The organism is Paeniglutamicibacter sulfureus, from assembly GCF_030512175.1.
In the GTDB taxonomy this organism is placed as follows: domain Bacteria; phylum Actinomycetota; class Actinomycetes; order Actinomycetales; family Micrococcaceae; genus Paeniglutamicibacter; species Paeniglutamicibacter sulfureus.
This window is the reverse complement of sequence record NZ_JAULBL010000002.1, coordinates 2,122,137-2,138,511: the sequence shown is the minus strand read 5'-3', so window position 1 is coordinate 2,138,511 and position 16,375 is coordinate 2,122,137. Positions and strand designations below refer to the sequence as shown.

Below are 16,375 nucleotides of genomic sequence, written 5' to 3'. Positions count from 1 at the left end.
ACTTGCACCTACGTACCTTGCATGAAAGGACCACCATGAAACCCCGAGGCAAGACCCTCACCGGGGCCTTGGCCGCTGCCGCGGCCCTGGCACTGACGCTCTCGGCCTGCACGCCGGGCTCCGAGGCCCCCACGTCCTCTGCCCCGCTGACCAGCGCCCCCGTGGAAACGGATGTCTCAAAGATGGGCGAGCAGACGCTCACCGTCTGGGACCAGGAGGTCCGCGGCGGGCAGAACGAGCAGATGACCAAGCTCAATGCCGCCTTCGAGGAAAAGTATCCGAACGTGACCATCGAGCGCAATTCCCAGTCCTTCGAGGACCTGGGCAAGACCCTGCGCCTGGCACTGTCCGGCAACGACGCCCCCGACGTGGTCCAGGCCAACAACGGCCGCAACACCATGGGCGCCTTCGTCAAGGCCGGGCAGCTGCTGCCGCTCGATGCGTGGGCGCAGGCCTACGGCTGGACCGAGCGCTACCCCGCGTCCGTGCTGAAGTACTCGCAGTACTCCACCGACGGCACCACGTTCGGCTCCGGCTCGGTCTACGGGCTGCCGCAGGTCGGCGAGGTGGTTGGTGTCTTCTATTCCAAGAAGAAGCTGGAATCCCTCGGCACGGAAGTCCCGTCCGACTGGGCGGGCTTCGAGGCAGCCATCGCCACCGCCAAGGACAAGGGCGAAACGCCCCTGCTGCTGGGCAACATCGAGAAGTGGCCCGCCGGCCACGTCTTTGGCCCCCTCCAGGGCGCCAAGGTGCCGGCGGAGGACATCGAGAAGCTTGGTTTCGGCAACGCCGGTTCCACCTGGAACACCCCGGAAAACGAGGCCGCGGCAGCCGAACTGGCCGACTGGAACGCCGAGGGCTACTTCAACGAGGGCGTCAACGGCACCGAATACGATGCCGCCTGGCAGAACCTGGCCAAGGGCGAGGGCGTGTTCCTGATGGGAGGCTCCTGGATGGCCGCGGACCTGGCCGACGCCATGGGCGAGGACGTCGGGTTCTTCGTCCCGCCGGCAACCGCCGGGACGGGCGCGCATACCACCGGCGGCACCGGGCTGCCCTTCACGGTGACCTCCAAGACCGAAAACCCTGATCTGGCCGCCGCCTACATCGACTTCATCACCAACGACGAGGCGATGGCAGTGCTGGCCGACACCGGGAACCTGCCGGTCATCAACACCCAGAAGTACGCCCCGGCCTCCGGCGTGCTCAAGGACGTCTACACGGAGTTCGAGACCGTCACCACCAAGGGAGCCTTGCTGCCCTACCTGGACTACGCGACCCCGTCCATGGGAGACACCCTCGGCGACTCGCTGCAGGGCCTGCTGGCCGGCAAGCTCGATGCTAAGCCTTGATCCACCGATCCGCCCCCGGTCGTCGTCTGCTGGCGACGGACGGGGGCGGTTTCGTTTTTGGGCACGGGAAGGGTGCCGGCCTCGCTGTCGGCGGGTGTTCCACGGTGGTTTCCTGGTTGCGCCGCAGAGGGCTCGGTGAACGGTTCTAGGCGATTTGGGGTGGGGCGTGCGCGGAAGTGAAGAGCCGTTCCCACTCGGTTTCCCAGGGCCAATCCAGCGGAAGCCGGAGCCTGGTTTTCCTGGCGCTGCGCGCGATGCGCGCCGGAACCTGGATGAGCTTGCGCCGGACCGTTGCGCTCCTGGCGTTGGCGAAGGTGCCGCCGGCCAGGATCCCGGCGGCGCGGGTGAGGTTGTAGGCGATGGCCGCGGCCACCAGCCATGCACTATTGGCGCCGAAGTGCCCGGAGGGCATATGGGCCAGTGCGCTGTCCTTCAAATCCGCGTTGACCTGCTCGATGACCGCGTGTTGGCGGTGGGTCTTGTCCGCAGCGACAGTGTCCAGGACGCCGGAATCCACGGTGGTGAAGAACGCGTGGAAACGGTGGGTGTCAAAGAGGGTGCCTTGCCCGGCGGCCTTCTTCGGGTTCAGTTCCGGGATCCGGCGCACGACCAGGCGCCCGGGAACCCGTTCGGCTTTCTTGCGGGAGGTGAACGCGGTGAAGCCGGTTTCGGCGACCTCGGCGCTGGAGACCAAGACCCCGGTGGATTCGTCAAGGATCGCATCGGTGTAGTGGATGGTCTCCCAGGCAGTCTCCGGGATCGTGGCGATCGCCCGCTTCACGGCCGGGTCCATGCGCACCGTCACCGAGACCTGCGCGCCCGCCTTCATGGCCGCCGATACCGGCCCGTGGCCGTAGTAGGCCGAGTCGAAACGGCACAACACCTTCGATCCGGGCTGGCAACGTGTGAGCGTGCCCAGTGCCTCGGTGACGAACTTCTTGGCTCCGCGGGCGGAGTTGGCTGCGCCCTTGCGCAGGCGTTGGGCGGCAATGAACGGCACCGCGTCCTTCGTGGATGCTGTGGCCAGCAAGGCGTTGAGCCCGCGCACCCCGGAATATCCGTAGCCCGAGCCCTGCTTCTGGTATCCGTGGACCTCGATGATGGTGTCATCGACGTCAAGGAAGATGAACTCGTTCTCCCCGGGGTTTCCCAGCAGCGGGGCCTTGCGGTTCAGGCCCACCAGGAACCTGGAGGCCACGGCATCGAGCTGGCGCACGTGCCCGAAGGTGAAGGAGCGCAGGAAGGACCCCAGGGTGGAGGGGGCGTAGCAGGCGGTGAAGACCTTTTTCATGGCCCCGTGCCGCAACAGGGCCATATCGTCAATGGAGTCGGCGCCGGCCACCATCCCGGCCACGAGAGAAGCAATCTTTAACCCGGCGTTGGCACCTTTGTCGGTGGGCACGCTGAGCCACTGGTCGGCCAGTTCATGCAGGCCCGAGTCCCGGGCCAGGACCATGGCCGGCAGCAACCCGGCGGCGGACACGAGGTTCGATTCGTCGAAGGAAACTGACACGGCGGAGGGTTTGTGGGAAACTTGCATCTACGAGATGCCCTTCATTTCAGGAATGTTGTTACTGTCGCAAGTTCAATTTTCCCTGATATGACGGGCATTTCGTGGTTAAAACGCCGGGCAGGTCCCAAATCTCATCGGTGGATCAAGGCTAAGGCGTTCACCGACGCCATGGAAGCGGACTATGCCGGCTTCACCCAAGGCAAGTGACACCACCGGCGGGCCGGGCACACGCTCGGCCCGCCACGGGCGAACCATCACGCCCTACCTCTTCATTGCGCCGGCCCTGGCGGTCTACGCCGCGTTCATGCTCTACCCGCTGGCCCGCTCGGTGCACCTCTCCCTCTTCGAATGGGACGGGCTGTCCCTGGCCACATTCGTGGGGGTGGGGAACTACACCGACATCCTCGCCGATGAACGCCTGCGCGCAGCGTTCGGCCACGCCTTGGCCTTCATCTTCTTCTACGCGCTGCTGCCCTGCGGCATCGGCCTGGTGCTGGCCGCGGTGCTCACCCGCGCCAAGGTCCGGGCCCTGCCGCTCTTCCGCGTCCTGGTGTTCCTGCCCCAGGTCATTGCCATGGTGGTGGTCTCCGTGGCCTGGAAGCAGATCTACGCCCCCGACGGCCTGCTGAATTCCGGGCTGCGCTCCATCGGGCTGGATGCACTCACCCGTTCCTGGCTCGGGGACTACGCCTTCGCGCTGCCGGCCGTCGGGTTGGTCGGTTCCTGGGTGTCCACCGGGCTGGTCACCGTGCTGCTGCTTGCCGGCATGGCCAAGATCCCCACCGAGCTCTTCGAGGCGGCGCGGCTTGACGGCGCCGGGGCCATCCGCGAGTTCTTCGCCGTCATCGTCCCGGCCGTCCGCGCCGAGGTCACCGTGGCGCTGACGCTGACCATCGTGGCCTCGCTGAAGACCTTCGACCTGATCTACATGACCACCTCCGGCGGGCCAGGTTCCTCCACCACGGTGCCCAGCTACGAAGTCTACCGGCGGGCCTTCGAGACCGGGCAGGTCGGCTCCGCGGCCGCCATCGGCGTCACCCTGACAGTGATCATCTTCCTTATCACGCTGGCCGTGAACCGGATCTCGGAGCGCGGCGCATGAGGGTCTCGGGCACCGAGCGCACGCTGAACTACGCGATCCTCATCGGTTTCTCGCTCATCGTGCTCACCCCGGTGCTTTCCATCCTGGCCACCGCTTTCGGCCCGGCCAATGCCGCCGCCGCCCGGAACGGCGCCTTCCACCCGTCGAACTTCGCCACCGCCTGGGTGGAGGGACGCTTCGGGCAGTACATGGGCACCTCGGTGATGGTGGCGGTGATCGTGGTGTCCCTGGCCGTGGTGCTCTCGATCCTCTCCGGCTACGCGTTCGGGACCATGTCCTTCCGCGGCGAGCAGGCGCTCTTCTACCTCTTCCTGCTGGGCATCATGGTGCCTTCCGAGGCCATCATCGTGCCGCTGTTCTTTGACCTGCGCACCTTCGGGCTCACCGACACGCTCTGGGCCGTGGCCCTGCCCCAGGTAGCGCAGTCGGTCGCGTTCGGCACCTACTGGATGCGCGCCTACTTCAAGTCCGTGAGCCCCTCGATCATGGATGCCGCGCGCGTGGACGGTGCCTCCAAGGCCCGCATCCTCATCTCCATCCTGGTACCCATGGGGCGCCCGGCCATCACCACCATGGTCGTGCTGATGTTCATGTGGACCTGGAACGAGTTCCTGATCCCGCTGGTGATGTCACCCTCCGGGTCGTTTCGCACCGCACCGTTGGGCCTGGCCTTCTTCCAAGGGCAGTACACCCAGGGCACGGCCTTGTTGGCCGCGGCCGCGGTGCTGGTGGCGCTGCCGGTGGCCCTGCTCTATTTCCTGATGCAGCGCCACTTCATCAAGGGCATGCTCGAGGGAGCCATCAAGGAATAGCTGCGGTGGCAGGCCAAGGCTGTTCCGGGGAGCTGGCCCCGGTGCACACTGGTGGCATGAGGATCCTGCTGCAGACCGCGCGGCTTCTGCTGCGCGAATTCACCGCTGACGACGCCGGGCTGCTGGAGGAGCTGGATTCGGATCCGCGGGTCATGCGCTATATCACCAACTCCATGCCCACGCCCCGGCAGGAAATCATCGACGAGTACATCCCCGCCTACCTTCAGTACCACCGGAAGGGACCCGACTTCGGGTTCTGGGTGGCGCAGTTGCGCGACAGCGGGGAATTCACCGGCTGGTTCCACCTGCGCCCCGAGCCCGGGGACCCGGTGGATGAACCGGAACTTGGCTACCGGCTCAAACACCGTTTCTGGGGCCAAGGACTGGCCACCGAGGGGGCCTCCGCGCTCATCGACCATGCGTTCAGCGCGGATTCCATCGACGTCACCCGGGTCCATGCCAGCACCATGGCGGTGAACATCGCCTCGCGGATGGTCATGGAAAAATGCGGGATGGACCTGGTCCGCCATTTTGTCGCCGACTGGCCGGTGCGCATCGACGGCGACGAGCTCGGCGATGTCGAATACGCGATCACCCGTGCCCAGTGGCTTGAAGGCCGGCCGCCGGAGCTCCAGCGCCGATGAGTGCCGCCGCGGCAAGCCATGGGCATGGGCGGGGAAGTCGCCTACGCTGAAGACAAGCGGCGTTTCCGTTCCCGGCATCCACGCCGGGTTGGCACGAGGGGAGCACATCATGGCCACCACCCGCATCCACACCATTGGCCATTCGACCCACGAGGTCGCCGACTTCATCGCGATCCTGCGCGCCCACGGCATCAGGCAGCTCGTGGACATCCGGACCATTCCCAAGTCCCGGCACAACCCCCAATTCAACGGCGAGGACCTGGCCGCAAGCCTGGATGCCGCCGGCATCGGCTACCGCCGCGCCAGGGATCTCGGCGGCCTGCGCCCGACCCACAAGGACAGCATCAATGGTGCCTGGCGCAACGATTCCTTCCGCGGCTACGCCGACTACATGCAGACCGGTGAATTCGCAGCTGCCATCGATGACCTGCTGGAGAATGCCACGAACAACGACACTGCCATCATGTGCGCCGAGGCCGTCCCCTGGCGCTGCCACCGCACGCTGGTCGGCGACGCCCTGGTGGTGCGCGGCGTCGAGGTCCTGGACATCTTTTCAAGCACCAAGGCAACCCCACACACGCTCACCTCGTTCGCGCAGGTCGAGGGAACCACCCTCACCTACCCGCCCCAAGAAGGCATCTCCTAGGAACCCCCGCGGCAGGGGTTTTGCCGTTCGCCTCATCCACCACGGCGTCCCTCGCCGTTCACGGACGCCCACCGCGTCCTGCGTCGAGAAGTTTGCCCGCACCGGAATTTCGATCGCTGCGGCCAACCGTCCGCCGGACTCGGTACCCTGGGCAGCAGGACAGTGCGCTGCAAGCAACGGAGGAACCAATGGCCGAAGAAGCATTCGTGGGGATTGCCGAAGACATCGCCCGCCGCGCCCATGCGGGCCAGGTGGACAAGGCGGGGCTCGACTACATCACCCACCCCGCCCGGGTGGCCGCGGGCGTACGCCTGCACGGCGGCACGAACGAGGCAGTGGCCGCCGGCTGGCTGCATGATGTGCTCGAAGACTGCGATGTCTCCGCGGCGCAGCTCGCCGAGGCCGGAATCCCCGATACCGTCATCGAAGCGGTCAGGGCGGTCACCAAGACCAAGGGCGAACGGCTGGAAGACTATTGCGGGCGCATCCGGGCCAACCCCATTGCCCTGCGCGTCAAACGCGCCGACATCGAGGACAACACCGATCCGGCGCGCACCGCCGCACTGCCCGGGCAAACGCGGCTCCGCCTGGCGGCAAAATATGCCCGCGTCCGCTCGCTCCTGGGCTTCCCGCAGCAGGCCTGAGAACAGTTTCACCCGCTGCCGCAGATCCCCCGGGCCGGGAATTCCACGACGGGCCTTTGGCCCCTTGTCCGGGGCGGGTTCGGCGGCAAGGATGGGAGTTGTGCACGGTAACCGGCACACGCCAACGGGGATCGGGAGGAACCGCCATGGACCACGCAGCGTCATCGGATGCTTCCCCTGGCCAGGCCACCGGCACCCACCTCGACGCCGAATCCGCCGCCCCCATCCGCGTATTCATCCTCGATGACCACGAGCTGGTCCGCCGCGGCCTGGCCGAGCTGCTGGAGGGTGAGGGTTTCGAGGTAGTGGGCACCTCGGGGACGGCACGCGATGCCCGGAAGCAGATCCCGGCGCTGCGCCCCGACGTCTCGGTGCTGGACGCCCGCCTGCCCGACGGCACGGGCATCGAGGTCTGCCGCGACGTGCGCTCGATCGACGGGTCGCTGAACTGCCTGATCCTCACCAGTTACGACGACGAGCAGGCGCTGCGCGGGGCGGTGCTTGCCGGGGCCGTCGGCTACGTGCTCAAGCAGATCGCCGGCAACGACCTGATCCGCGCACTGCGCCGGGCAGCACGCGGCGAATCGCTGTTCACCCCGGGGCTCAAGGCCAGGATCGTCTCGGGGCTCATCACCCACGAGAACACCGACCCGCGCATCAGCCAGCTGACCACGCAGGAACGCCGGGTGCTGGAATTGGTCGGCGAGGGGCTGAGCAACCGGCAGATCGGCGAGCGCATGCGCTTGGCGGAGAAGACGGTGAAGAACTACGTGTCATCGATGTTGGCGAAGCTGGGGTTCGAGTCCCGCACGCAGGCTGCGGTGTTTGTGACCCATCCGCTTCCGGGGCTCAACGACGGGGGAACCTAGCCTTCCCAGGCTTCAGGCCTCGGCGGGCATCGGCACGACCCAGCGCAGCGTTGTCCCTTCCCCCGGGGCGGAGTCAATGACCAGCGTGCCGCCGAGTTCTGCGGCGCGTTGCCGCAGGTTTGCCAGACCGCTTTCGGCCACGGGGGCAATGAATCCGATTCCGTCGTCGCGCAGCACGAGCGTCAGGGTGTCGTCGGTGCGTTCGATGGACAGTTCCACGGTGTGGGCGTGGGCGTGGCGCCCCACGTTGCTCAGCGCCTCGGTGATCACGGCCAACAGGTGGGTGAGCGTGGTTTCGTCGGTGAGGGCGTCGATGTTGTCGCCCAGGCGCAGCGCCGGGGTGAAGTCCAGGGGTGCCGAGGCCCGGCGGATGGCGCGCAGGATGTGGGAACTGGGACTCTCCGTCTCCCCCGCGTGGGCGCGCAGCGAGTAGATGGTGGCGCGCAATTCGGCGATGGTGGTGTCCAGTTCCCCGGCGATGCCGCTGGCACGTTCCCGGGTGGTGTCGGTGGGCAGTTGCTTGCGCAGTGCGCTGATGCCCAGGCCGGCGGCGAAGATGCGCTGGATGACGATGTCGTGCAGGTCCCGGGCGATGCGTTCGCGTTCCAGGTAGAGCAGCACGTCCTCTCGCAGGTGGTGCATCTGGACCAGTCCCAGCCCTTGGGCGACGTTGTCGGCGAAGATCCCTGCCATTTGGCTCTCGACGGGACGGTAGGGGCCGGCCCCGTGTTCCCTGATGGCAACGAGCAACCCGTAGTGGGTGCCGCGGGCCGACAGCGCGGCCACCAGGGTGTGGGTCCCGTCGGCCAGTTCCCCCAGCGGCACGATTGCCTCGGGGGTGGGCAGCAGGGTCGGTGCGGTGCGGTGCAGCGCCGAACCGAGGCGCTCCCCCGTCTCCAGCAGGACCCGGCCGGCCAGGTGCGGGTGCACGTGCCTGCTGATCCCGGCAATCCGGTATCCACTCGCGCCGGGACCGCCCCCGTCGATGGGGAGCAGCAACAGGACGTACTTGGCCCTGGCCTCGAGGCGCGCCAGCTCCGCGACGTCGTTCAGGCCCTGGGTGTGGTGGGGGGATTCGCCTCCCAGCAGACCTCCGATGCGGGCCGATGCTTCCAGCCAGCGGGCACGGTCGGCGGCGTCCTGGTAGAGCTGGGCATTTTCCAGGGCCACACCCGCACTCCCGGCGAGCGCCTCCCCCAGCTTCCTGTCGGCCTGGGAATAGCGGTCCTTGCCGTTCTTGGGTCCCAGGGTGAGGCGGGCGAAGTGGTGTTGCCGAGTCATCAACTCCAGGCGCAGGCGCTTGGCTTCGTCTTTGCCGGCGGGCTCCCCCAAGGTGGCGGCGCCACTGCCCTTGGCCAGGAGTCCTTGTTGGTGGGAGGCGCTGGTCAGCTCGAGCACCCCCGAGGTGGCTCCGAAGATCTTCATCGCCTCGTCCAGCACGCGGTGGGTGATGGCGGTGACGGAGAGGTCGCTGGCAATCGAGGCCATGGAGGCGAGCAATTCGCGCACCCGTGCGTCGCTGCGCTTGGACATATGCACCTTCCTCCCGATTCCACCTCGCCACCCCCCCCTGCGCCCGCGAGGGGGGGTACCCGCCTAGGCGTCACCCTACTCGTGCACCGCCAGCCGGGAACAGGGCGGGGAAGTTGTATATCCGCAACCAGGCGATGGAGCCTGCGGTGGATTAGATTGGGTGGATGGATATTCGAGTTGCCACCCCCGAGGATTGGACGGGCCTGTGGCCCATCATCGAGGAGGTGGTCCGCGCCGGCCAGACCTACTGCTGGCCCGTGGATGCCACCGAGGAAGAATGCCGCACGTGGTGGATGGGCAAGCCCGGCGGGACGGTCTATGTGGCGGTGGATCCGGACGGGAAAATCGCGGGGACCGCCGAGCTGCATCCCAACCTGCCGGCCGCGGGTTCGCACATTGCCAATGCCGGGTTCATGGTCGCTTCCCATGCCTCCGGCCGCGGGCTGGGGCGCACGCTGGGCCGCCACGTCATCGAGGAGGCCGCGGCGCAGGGCTTCACGGCCATGCAGTTCAATGCCGTGGTTGCCACCAACGCGCATGCCATCCGGTTGTGGCAGTCCCTGGGTTTCAGCATCCTGGCCACGATCCCCGGGGCCTTCAACCACCCCGACCGCGGCATGGTGGGGCTGAACCTGATGTACCGGTCGCTGTAACCGCCCCCAGGCCGCCGGGCCGTCGTGCCCCGAACATGATTAGAACACATATTCTACAAGGCTTCGGACGGATCGTCAATGACCGCATTGGGTTTTGGGTGCCGTCGCTGGCCATGGCAATGACAACCCTGATGGTCTATTTCCTGTCCGCGTATGGGGCATCGCACTAAATCCCGTCGGCGCATTCCCACTCACGAATTAGGCAGCCCCCTGGACCGGGAATACCTTCCAGCGCTGAACCCGACACTGAACCGCGCGGGCACCCGGAAGACTTAGAGGCTTGCCAGCAGCGAGGCCAACGGAGCGGGAATGGACTCCAACGGCACCGCCTCCGCCAGCAGCCCGGCGTAGCGCACCTTGTTGCCGCTGCGTCCGCCGAAGAACCGCGCCAGCTGGCGATCGATGGGTTGCGCCCGCTGGAAGGGCTGGGACTGCAGGCGCCGGAAGGACACAAGCTCGCCCTGCCCGGCGATCACCGCTTCGACGCCTTCCACGCCCAAGGCACGGATGAACTCGGCTTCCAGGTCCGGGTCGCAGACAAACACCGTCATCAGCACTCGCTCGAAGTCGCGCCTCTCGGCCGCGTCCACCAAACCGACAAGCCGCTGGCCGTTCAGTTCGCCGGCGGCGCGGCGGGCGCCCTTGGACCCGCCGACGGGCAGCACCCGGGGTTCGGGAAGGGCCAGCCTCCGGGCCAAGGTCCTGATGGCGACGGCGTCGCTTTCGCCTTCAACCAGCACGATGCTCATGCAGACATGGATATCACATGGCCTGCCCCCGGCTCCATGGCCGGGACGTGTTCATTCCCCGGCGATGGCCTTGACCGCCGCAACCACGGCGCGGGCGGCGGTGGCAATTTCGGCTTCCTTCACGTTTCGGGTGAAGCTCAGCCGCACCGCGGTGTGTGCAACCTCCTCGTCGTAGCCCATGGCCAGCAGCACGGTCGAGGCGTCGGTGGACCCGGCGGCGCAGGCCGAGCCCGAGGAGCACATCACCCCGCGGCGCTCGAGTTCGAGCAGCACCGTCTCTCCGCCGGTCTCCGGGAAGACGAAGGAGACGATGCCCGGCACGCGCCGGGTGGGATCCCCGGTGAGCCTGGCACGGATCCGCCCGCCGGTGTTCAGCCCCTTGAGCACGGTGTCGATGAAATGCCGTCCGTAGCCGTCGGCGATGCCGCCGGCGTTGGCTGCCGCGGCCAGGGACATCGCGGTGGCGGTGGCCACGGCGCCGGCCACGTTTTCGGTGCCGGAGCGGCGTTCGCGTTCCTGCCCGCCGCCGTGGACCAGCGGTTCCAGGGCCAGCTTGCCGCGGACCATCAGCAACCCGGCACCCTTGAGCCCGCCGATCTTGTGCCCGGAGATGCTCAGCGCGTCGACGTGCGCGGCGATCTGGCCCATGTCCAGCCAACCGGCTGCCTGCACCCCGTCACAATGCACCAGCGCCCCCACCGCATGGGCGGCGGCCGCCACCTCGGCGATCGGCTGGATCGTGCCGACCTCGTTGTTCACAGCCATCACCGAGACCAGCGTGGTGTCCGGACGCAGCAGCTTGCTGAACGCGTCGATATCCAGGATCCCGTCGGAACCGACGGGGGCGACGTCGAGTTCGAAGCCGTGGTGGCGCACCAGGTAGGCGCAGGCCTCGGCCACCGCGGGGTGCTCGATGGCCGAGTGGATGAGGTGGCGCCCGCGCGGGGCACCCAGCGCCAGGCCCTTGATCGCCAGGTTGTTGGACTCGGTGCCCCCGGAAGTGAAGACCACGTCCCCGGTCCGCACGCCCAGCACGTCCGCGGCGGTGGCCCGGGCGTAGTCCAGGGCCCGCTTGGCCGTTTGGCCCATCGAGTGGGCGCTGGAGGGGTTGCCGTAGTCGCTGGTCAGCAGCGGGATGATGACATCCAGCACGTCTTGGCGCACGGGCGTGGTGGCCGCCGCATCGAGGTAGATCACGTCAGTTCGCTTCCATGCTGATGTCCAGGCCGAGGTCAAGGGCGCGCACCGAGTGGGTCAGGGCGCCGGAGGAAATGACGTCGACCCCGGTGGCGGCGATGGCTGCCACGGTATCCAGCTTAACGTTGCCAGAGGCCTCCACCAGCGCGGCCCCGGCGATGCGGCGCACGCCGGTGGCCAGGTCGGCGAGGTTGAAGTTGTCCAGCATGATGGTGTCGACCCCGGCGGCGAGCACCGCGTCGAGCTGGTCCAGGGAGTCGATCTCCACCTCGAAGTGGACGGTGTGACCCAGGGACGCACGGGCCTTGCGCAACGCGTTGGTCAGCTCCGAGCCTTTGCCCAGCAGGGCCAGGTGGTTGTCCTTGGCCATCACGGCCTCGGAGAGATTGTCGCGGTGGTTGTGCCCGCCACCGCAGCGCACCGCGTAGCGCTCCAGCACGCGCAGCCCCGGGGTGGTCTTGCGGGTATCGGCGATCCGGGCGTTCGTGCCGGCCGTTTCGGCCACGAAGGCGGCGGTGGCGGTGGCGATGCCGGACATGCGCTGGAGCAGGTTCAGCCCCACTCGCTCCCCTGCCAGCAGCCCGCGGGCGGGCCCGGTGACCGTGACCAGGGTTTCCCCGGCGGCGAATCGATCACCGTCGGCGAGCGCCGGCACCAGCTCCAGGGCGGGGTCCGAGAGCCTCATGGCGGCGATGAAGGTGTCCAGCCCGGCGCAGATGCCCGGTTCGCGGGCTATGACCGCTGCGGTGGCGGTGGTGTGCGCGGGGATCAGCGTGTTCCCGGTCAGGTCCCCGCGGGGATTGTCCTCTTCCAGGGCAGCCAGGACGATTTTCTCGATGACGCGCGCAGGGACCGGCATGACGGAAGCGGTGCGGGTCGGTGCGGGGGCGGTGGTGTTAGACAAGGGTCTTGGTCCTTAGGTTCTGGGTGGCGGCTGTCGCGGCCAGGGCGCGGCCGAAGCGGGGCAGGTGCCCGTTGACCGGCTGCGGGGCCGCGATGGCGTCACTGCGGTAGTGCGCGCCGATGGAGTTTTCCCGTTCCAGGGCTGCAGTGGCCACGACGGTGGCCACTGTGAGCAGGTTGGCGCGCTCACGGGAAGCCCGGTCGTTGCCGGTCACTCGCCAGCAAGCCAACCGGTCCAAGGCGCTGCGCAGCCCCTCGGCGGTGCGATCGACGCCCAGGTGCAGCTGGGCCAGTTCCTGCAGCTGGGCCAGTTCCATGTCCGCGGTGGCGGTTTCCGCCGGGTCGCTGCCGGAATACTCGAAGTTCCCGGCTCCCGCAGGCCGGGTGGGCATCACCTTCATGCCTGCGCTGTTGGCCACCGCAGCGGCCAGGGCGGTGGCGGCCGCGAGGTCGGAGGGCAGGTTCACCACGGTGCGCCAGGCGAAGACCAAGCCCTCGAGCAGCGAGTTGGAGGCCAGCCGGTTGGCGCCGTTCACCCCGGTGCATGCGGTCTCGCCCGCCGCAAAGAGCCCGGGTAGCGTGGAAGCGCCGGTGTCGTTGGTCAGGATCCCGCCCATCCAGTAGTGGGCAGCGGGCGTCACCGGCACCGGTTCGGCGGCCAGGTCATAGCCCAGCTTCTTCAGTTCGCGGGTGATGGAGGGGAAGCGGCGGGCCAGGAACCCCGCACCGTGCCGCGCCTCGACGGCGCGGGCATCCAGGTGCACGGTGCCGCCCTGGGCGCGCACCGCGTGGATGGCGCGGGCCACCACGTCCCGGGGCGCGAGCTCTGCATCCGGGTGGACGGCCTGCATGAAGCGCTCGCCGCGTTCGTTCAGCAGCACCGCGCCTTCGCCGCGCACGGCCTCGGAAACCATGAAGCCGCCGGGGCTGACCAGCGTGGGGTGGAACTGGATGAATTCGGCATCGGCCAGCACGGCACCGGCCCGGTAGGCCAGGGCGGCCCCGTCTCCGGTGGCACCGTGCGGATTGGTGGTGGCGGCAAAGAGCTGTCCGGCACCGCCGGTGGCCAGCAGCACGGCCTCGGCGTGCAGTTCATCGCTCTGTCCCTCGCCTCCGAGCACCCGCACCCCCGTGACCATGGTGGCCTGCCGGTCGGATCCGGCCTCCGCGTACGGGTTTTCCTCGGTCAGCAATTCGGTGACGAATGCGTGTTCGCGGATTTCCAGCCGTCCGGCTGCCTGCTGCGCGCGGCAGGCAGCGATCAGCGCACTGGCCAGGCCCTTGCCGGTGGCGTCCCCGCCGGCGTGCAGGATCCGCGGGTGGGCGTGGGCCGCCTCCAGGCCCAGGGCGAAGGTGCCGGAGGCGTCGGTGTCGAACTCGGCGCCCGCACCGATGAGCCGTTGCACATGTCCCCACGCGGAGGTGCACATGATGGCCACCGCGTCCGCATCGTTGAGCTGCGCCCCGGCGGTGAGCGTGTCGGCAATGTGGCTGGCGATCGAGTCGCCGGCGGCCACCCCGGCCGGACCGACGGCGCTCAGGCCGCCCTGGGCATACCAGGAGTTGGAGTCGGCGAGCGCGTCCTTGGTCAGCAGCACCACGTCCAGCCCGCGCACGGCGGCCGTCAGCGCGGCGTAGAGCCCGGCAACGCCGGAGCCCACGACCACCAGCCCGGTGGCGTTCACGGCCGTGCCGCCAGCATCCGCTCCAGGGCCACCTTCGCGTCGGCGGCGATCCCTGCGGGTACGTTGATCTGGTTCAGCACGACCCCGTCCACCAGTGCCTCGAGCACCCAGGCGAGGTAGCCGGGGTGGATGCGGTACATGGTGGAGCACGGGCAGATGACCGGGTCCAGGCAGAAGATGGTGTGCTCGGGGTGCTGGGCAGCGAGCCGGTTGACCATGTTGATTTCGGTGGCGATGCCGAAGACCGATCCGGCAGGGGCGTTGGCCACTGCCTTCTGGATGTAGTCGGTGGAGCCTGCCTCGTCGGCGGCGTCGACCACCGGCATCGGGCATTCGGGGTGCGCCAGGATCCGCACGCCTGGGTGCTCCTTGCGGGCACGCTCGATCTGGGACACGGTGAAACGCTTGTGCACCGAGCAGAAGCCGTGCCAGAGGATCACCTTCGAGTCGAGCAGGGTGGCCGCTTCATTGCCGCCCAGCGGCTTGCGCGGGTTCCACATCGGCATTTGCTCCAGCGGCACGCCCATGGCCTTGGCGGTGTTGCGGCCCAGGTGCTGGTCGGGGAAGAAGAGCACGCGGCGGCCGCGTTCGAACGCCCATTGAAGCACCGTGGCGGCGTTCGAGGAGGTGCACACAATCCCGCCGTGCTTGCCCACGAACGCCTTCAGCGCCGCCGAGCAGTTCATGTAGGTCACGGGGATCACCGAGGCCAAGCCGTCAGCGTCCGACTCGTCGGCATACAGGTCCATGAGCTGTTCCCAGCATTCCTCGACACTGGATTCGTCGGCCATGTCCGCCATCGAGCAGCCGGCGGCCAGGTTGGGCAGGATGACCTTCTGTTCATCCGTGGAGAGCACGTCGGCGGTCTCGGCCATGAAGTGCACGCCGCAGAAGACGATGTACTTGGCCTGTTCACGGGTCAATGCCGCGTTGGCCAGTTGGAAGGAGTCGCCGATGTAGTCGGCGAAACGCACCACCTCGTCGCGCTGGTAGTGGTGGCCCAGGACCACCAGGGAATCACCGAGGGTTTCCTTGGCCGCCAGGATGCGGGCGGTGAGTTCCTCGTCGGAGGCCTCGCGGTATTCGGAGGGGATGTCCCCCTGCCGCGGGGTGTCGGCCGGGGCCACATCTTCCTGCGAGGACCCCGGGCCGTACGCGGCCTCCCCGGTGTCAAAGAGCCAGGGACCCTTGGTCAGGTCGGTGTTGCAGCTGGCTTCGGGTGAAACCAGCTTCAGGGTCTGCAGGGTGGCTGGGATGCTGCTCATGAGATGTTCTCGCTCTCAAGGGGATGGGTGGTTGAGCCGGTGTAGCGATAAAGGCGTGGGGGGCGGTGCTTGCCGCCGGCGAGGAATTCGTCGGTTTCCTCGATGTCGGGGGTGCTGCGCAGCGTCCGGCGGAAGTTTGCCGGGTCCAGTGCCTTGTCCAGCACCGCTTCATAGACCTCGCGGACCTGGGCGAGGGTGAAGCGCTCGCCGAGCAGCCGATGGGCAATGGAGCCGTATTCGACCTTGTTGCGCAGCCGCCACAACGCATACTCGATGATTTGGCGGTGGTCGAAGGCCAGGTTCCCCAGGACCTCGGGGTCATCGGCACGGAACCAGGCGACGTTGGGGTCATCGAGCAGCACCGAGGTGGCGGTGTCGTGCGGGTCGTCCTCGCGGACCAGCGCCCAGTAGACGATGGAGACGACCCGGCGGGTGGGCGAGCGGTCCAGGTCCCCGAACGCGTAAAGCTGTTCTAGGTAGCGCGGGATGAGCCCGGTGGTGTCGCGCAGGTTGTTCGCCGCGGCGTCGACAAGCGAGTCGCGGGGCCCCAGGGGGCCGCCGGGAAGTGCCCACTGGCCGCGGAACGGCTCGCGGGTGCGGCGGACCAGGGGCAGCCACAGGCTTTTGCGCCCGGTGCGCTCGTCGTCGCGCAGCGAGAAGATGACCGTGGACACGGCAAGCGCCGGTGGTTGTTCGCGGCGTTCCGCCACATTCGAAAACTGCAACCGGTCCACCTTCCTAGTTAGTGTCATATTGACCAGAACTAAGAATACGGCGCGCCGCGGCCCGCCACAAGCCCTGTGACGCG

At 67.9% G+C, this 16,375-nt stretch carries 16 protein-coding genes; 8 read left to right on the top strand and 8 right to left on the bottom strand.

What is annotated here, in order from left to right; genetic code table 11:
• Positions 1-35: 35 nt before the first annotated feature.
• Positions 36-1,352, top strand: a complete 1,317-nt coding sequence (locus Q2T94_RS16480) for an ABC transporter substrate-binding protein (RefSeq protein WP_302265791.1) — start codon at positions 36-38, stop codon at positions 1,350-1,352.
• A 145-nt stretch (positions 1,353-1,497) separates the two neighbouring features.
• Here Q2T94_RS16480 and Q2T94_RS16475 read toward each other — a convergent pair whose 3' ends face one another.
• Entirely contained in the window at positions 1,498-2,892 is a 1,395-nt protein-coding gene (locus tag Q2T94_RS16475) for an IS1380 family transposase (RefSeq protein ID WP_302265605.1), read from the bottom strand.
• A gap of 154 nt (positions 2,893-3,046) precedes the next feature.
• Here Q2T94_RS16475 and Q2T94_RS16470 point away from each other — a divergent pair, with 154 nt between their 5' ends.
• From Q2T94_RS16470 to Q2T94_RS16445, 6 genes are all read left to right on the top strand, one after another.
• Positions 3,047-3,967 (top strand): carbohydrate ABC transporter permease, encoded by a 921-nt coding sequence (locus Q2T94_RS16470; RefSeq protein ID WP_302265789.1) that lies wholly within the window; start codon positions 3,047-3,049, stop codon positions 3,965-3,967.
• The gene (locus Q2T94_RS16465) at positions 3,964-4,779 is read left to right on the top strand and encodes a carbohydrate ABC transporter permease (protein WP_302265787.1); all 816 of its coding nucleotides are present in this window, start codon (positions 3,964-3,966) and stop codon (positions 4,777-4,779) included. Before Q2T94_RS16470 ends, Q2T94_RS16465 begins: the two co-directional genes overlap by 4 nt.
• Positions 4,780-4,784: 5 nt before the next feature.
• Entirely contained in the window at positions 4,785-5,423 is a 639-nt protein-coding gene (locus Q2T94_RS16460) for a GNAT family N-acetyltransferase (protein WP_302265785.1), read from the top strand.
• Positions 5,424-5,532: 109 nt separating this feature from the next.
• Positions 5,533-6,069, top strand: coding sequence for a DUF488 domain-containing protein (locus tag Q2T94_RS16455; protein ID WP_302265783.1), 537 nt, complete (start codon positions 5,533-5,535; stop codon positions 6,067-6,069).
• Between the two features lie 188 nt (positions 6,070-6,257).
• Complete coding sequence (locus Q2T94_RS16450) at positions 6,258-6,713, top strand: HD domain-containing protein (protein ID WP_302265782.1); 456 nt, start codon at positions 6,258-6,260, stop codon at positions 6,711-6,713.
• 146 nt (positions 6,714-6,859) lie between these two features.
• Entirely contained in the window at positions 6,860-7,582 is a 723-nt protein-coding gene (locus Q2T94_RS16445) for a response regulator (protein WP_302265780.1), read from the top strand.
• A 12-nt stretch (positions 7,583-7,594) separates the two neighbouring features.
• Here the strand turns inward: Q2T94_RS16445 and Q2T94_RS16440 are convergent, their stop codons facing one another.
• On the bottom strand, positions 7,595-9,115 hold the full coding sequence (locus Q2T94_RS16440) for a sensor histidine kinase (protein WP_302265778.1): 1,521 nt from the start codon (positions 9,113-9,115) through the stop codon (positions 7,595-7,597).
• Between the two features lie 164 nt (positions 9,116-9,279).
• Between Q2T94_RS16440 and Q2T94_RS16435 the strand changes: the two genes are divergently transcribed.
• Positions 9,280-9,768 (top strand): GNAT family N-acetyltransferase, encoded by a 489-nt coding sequence (locus Q2T94_RS16435; RefSeq protein ID WP_302265777.1) that lies wholly within the window; start codon positions 9,280-9,282, stop codon positions 9,766-9,768.
• 272 nt (positions 9,769-10,040) lie between these two features.
• Here the strand turns inward: Q2T94_RS16435 and Q2T94_RS16430 are convergent, their stop codons facing one another.
• From Q2T94_RS16430 to Q2T94_RS16405, 6 genes are read right to left on the bottom strand one after another with little or no spacing between them, the layout of a single operon-like run.
• Entirely contained in the window at positions 10,041-10,517 is a 477-nt protein-coding gene (locus Q2T94_RS16430; RefSeq protein ID WP_302265775.1) for an ATP-dependent endonuclease, read from the bottom strand.
• Between the two features lie 51 nt (positions 10,518-10,568).
• Positions 10,569-11,714, bottom strand: a complete 1,146-nt coding sequence (locus Q2T94_RS16425) for a cysteine desulfurase family protein (protein ID WP_302265773.1) — start codon at positions 11,712-11,714, stop codon at positions 10,569-10,571.
• Between the two features lies 1 nt (position 11,715).
• Positions 11,716-12,573 (bottom strand): carboxylating nicotinate-nucleotide diphosphorylase, encoded by an 858-nt coding sequence (gene nadC / locus Q2T94_RS16420; RefSeq protein ID WP_302266450.1) that lies wholly within the window; start codon positions 12,571-12,573, stop codon positions 11,716-11,718.
• A 37-nt stretch (positions 12,574-12,610) separates the two neighbouring features.
• Positions 12,611-14,302 carry an L-aspartate oxidase gene (gene nadB / locus Q2T94_RS16415; RefSeq protein ID WP_302265771.1) on the bottom strand — a complete coding sequence of 564 codons (1,692 nt, stop codon included), beginning with the start codon at positions 14,300-14,302 and terminating at the stop codon, positions 12,611-12,613.
• Positions 14,299-15,567, bottom strand: coding sequence for a quinolinate synthase NadA (gene nadA, locus Q2T94_RS16410; protein ID WP_302265770.1), 1,269 nt, complete (start codon positions 15,565-15,567; stop codon positions 14,299-14,301). The genes nadB and nadA overlap by 4 nt, the downstream gene beginning before the upstream one ends.
• Positions 15,564-16,292: an NUDIX hydrolase gene (locus Q2T94_RS16405; protein ID WP_302265768.1), complete on the bottom strand. Its 729-nt coding sequence runs from the start codon at positions 16,290-16,292 to the stop codon at positions 15,564-15,566. The genes nadA and Q2T94_RS16405 overlap by 4 nt, the downstream gene beginning before the upstream one ends.
• Between the last annotated feature and the right edge of the window lie 83 nt (positions 16,293-16,375).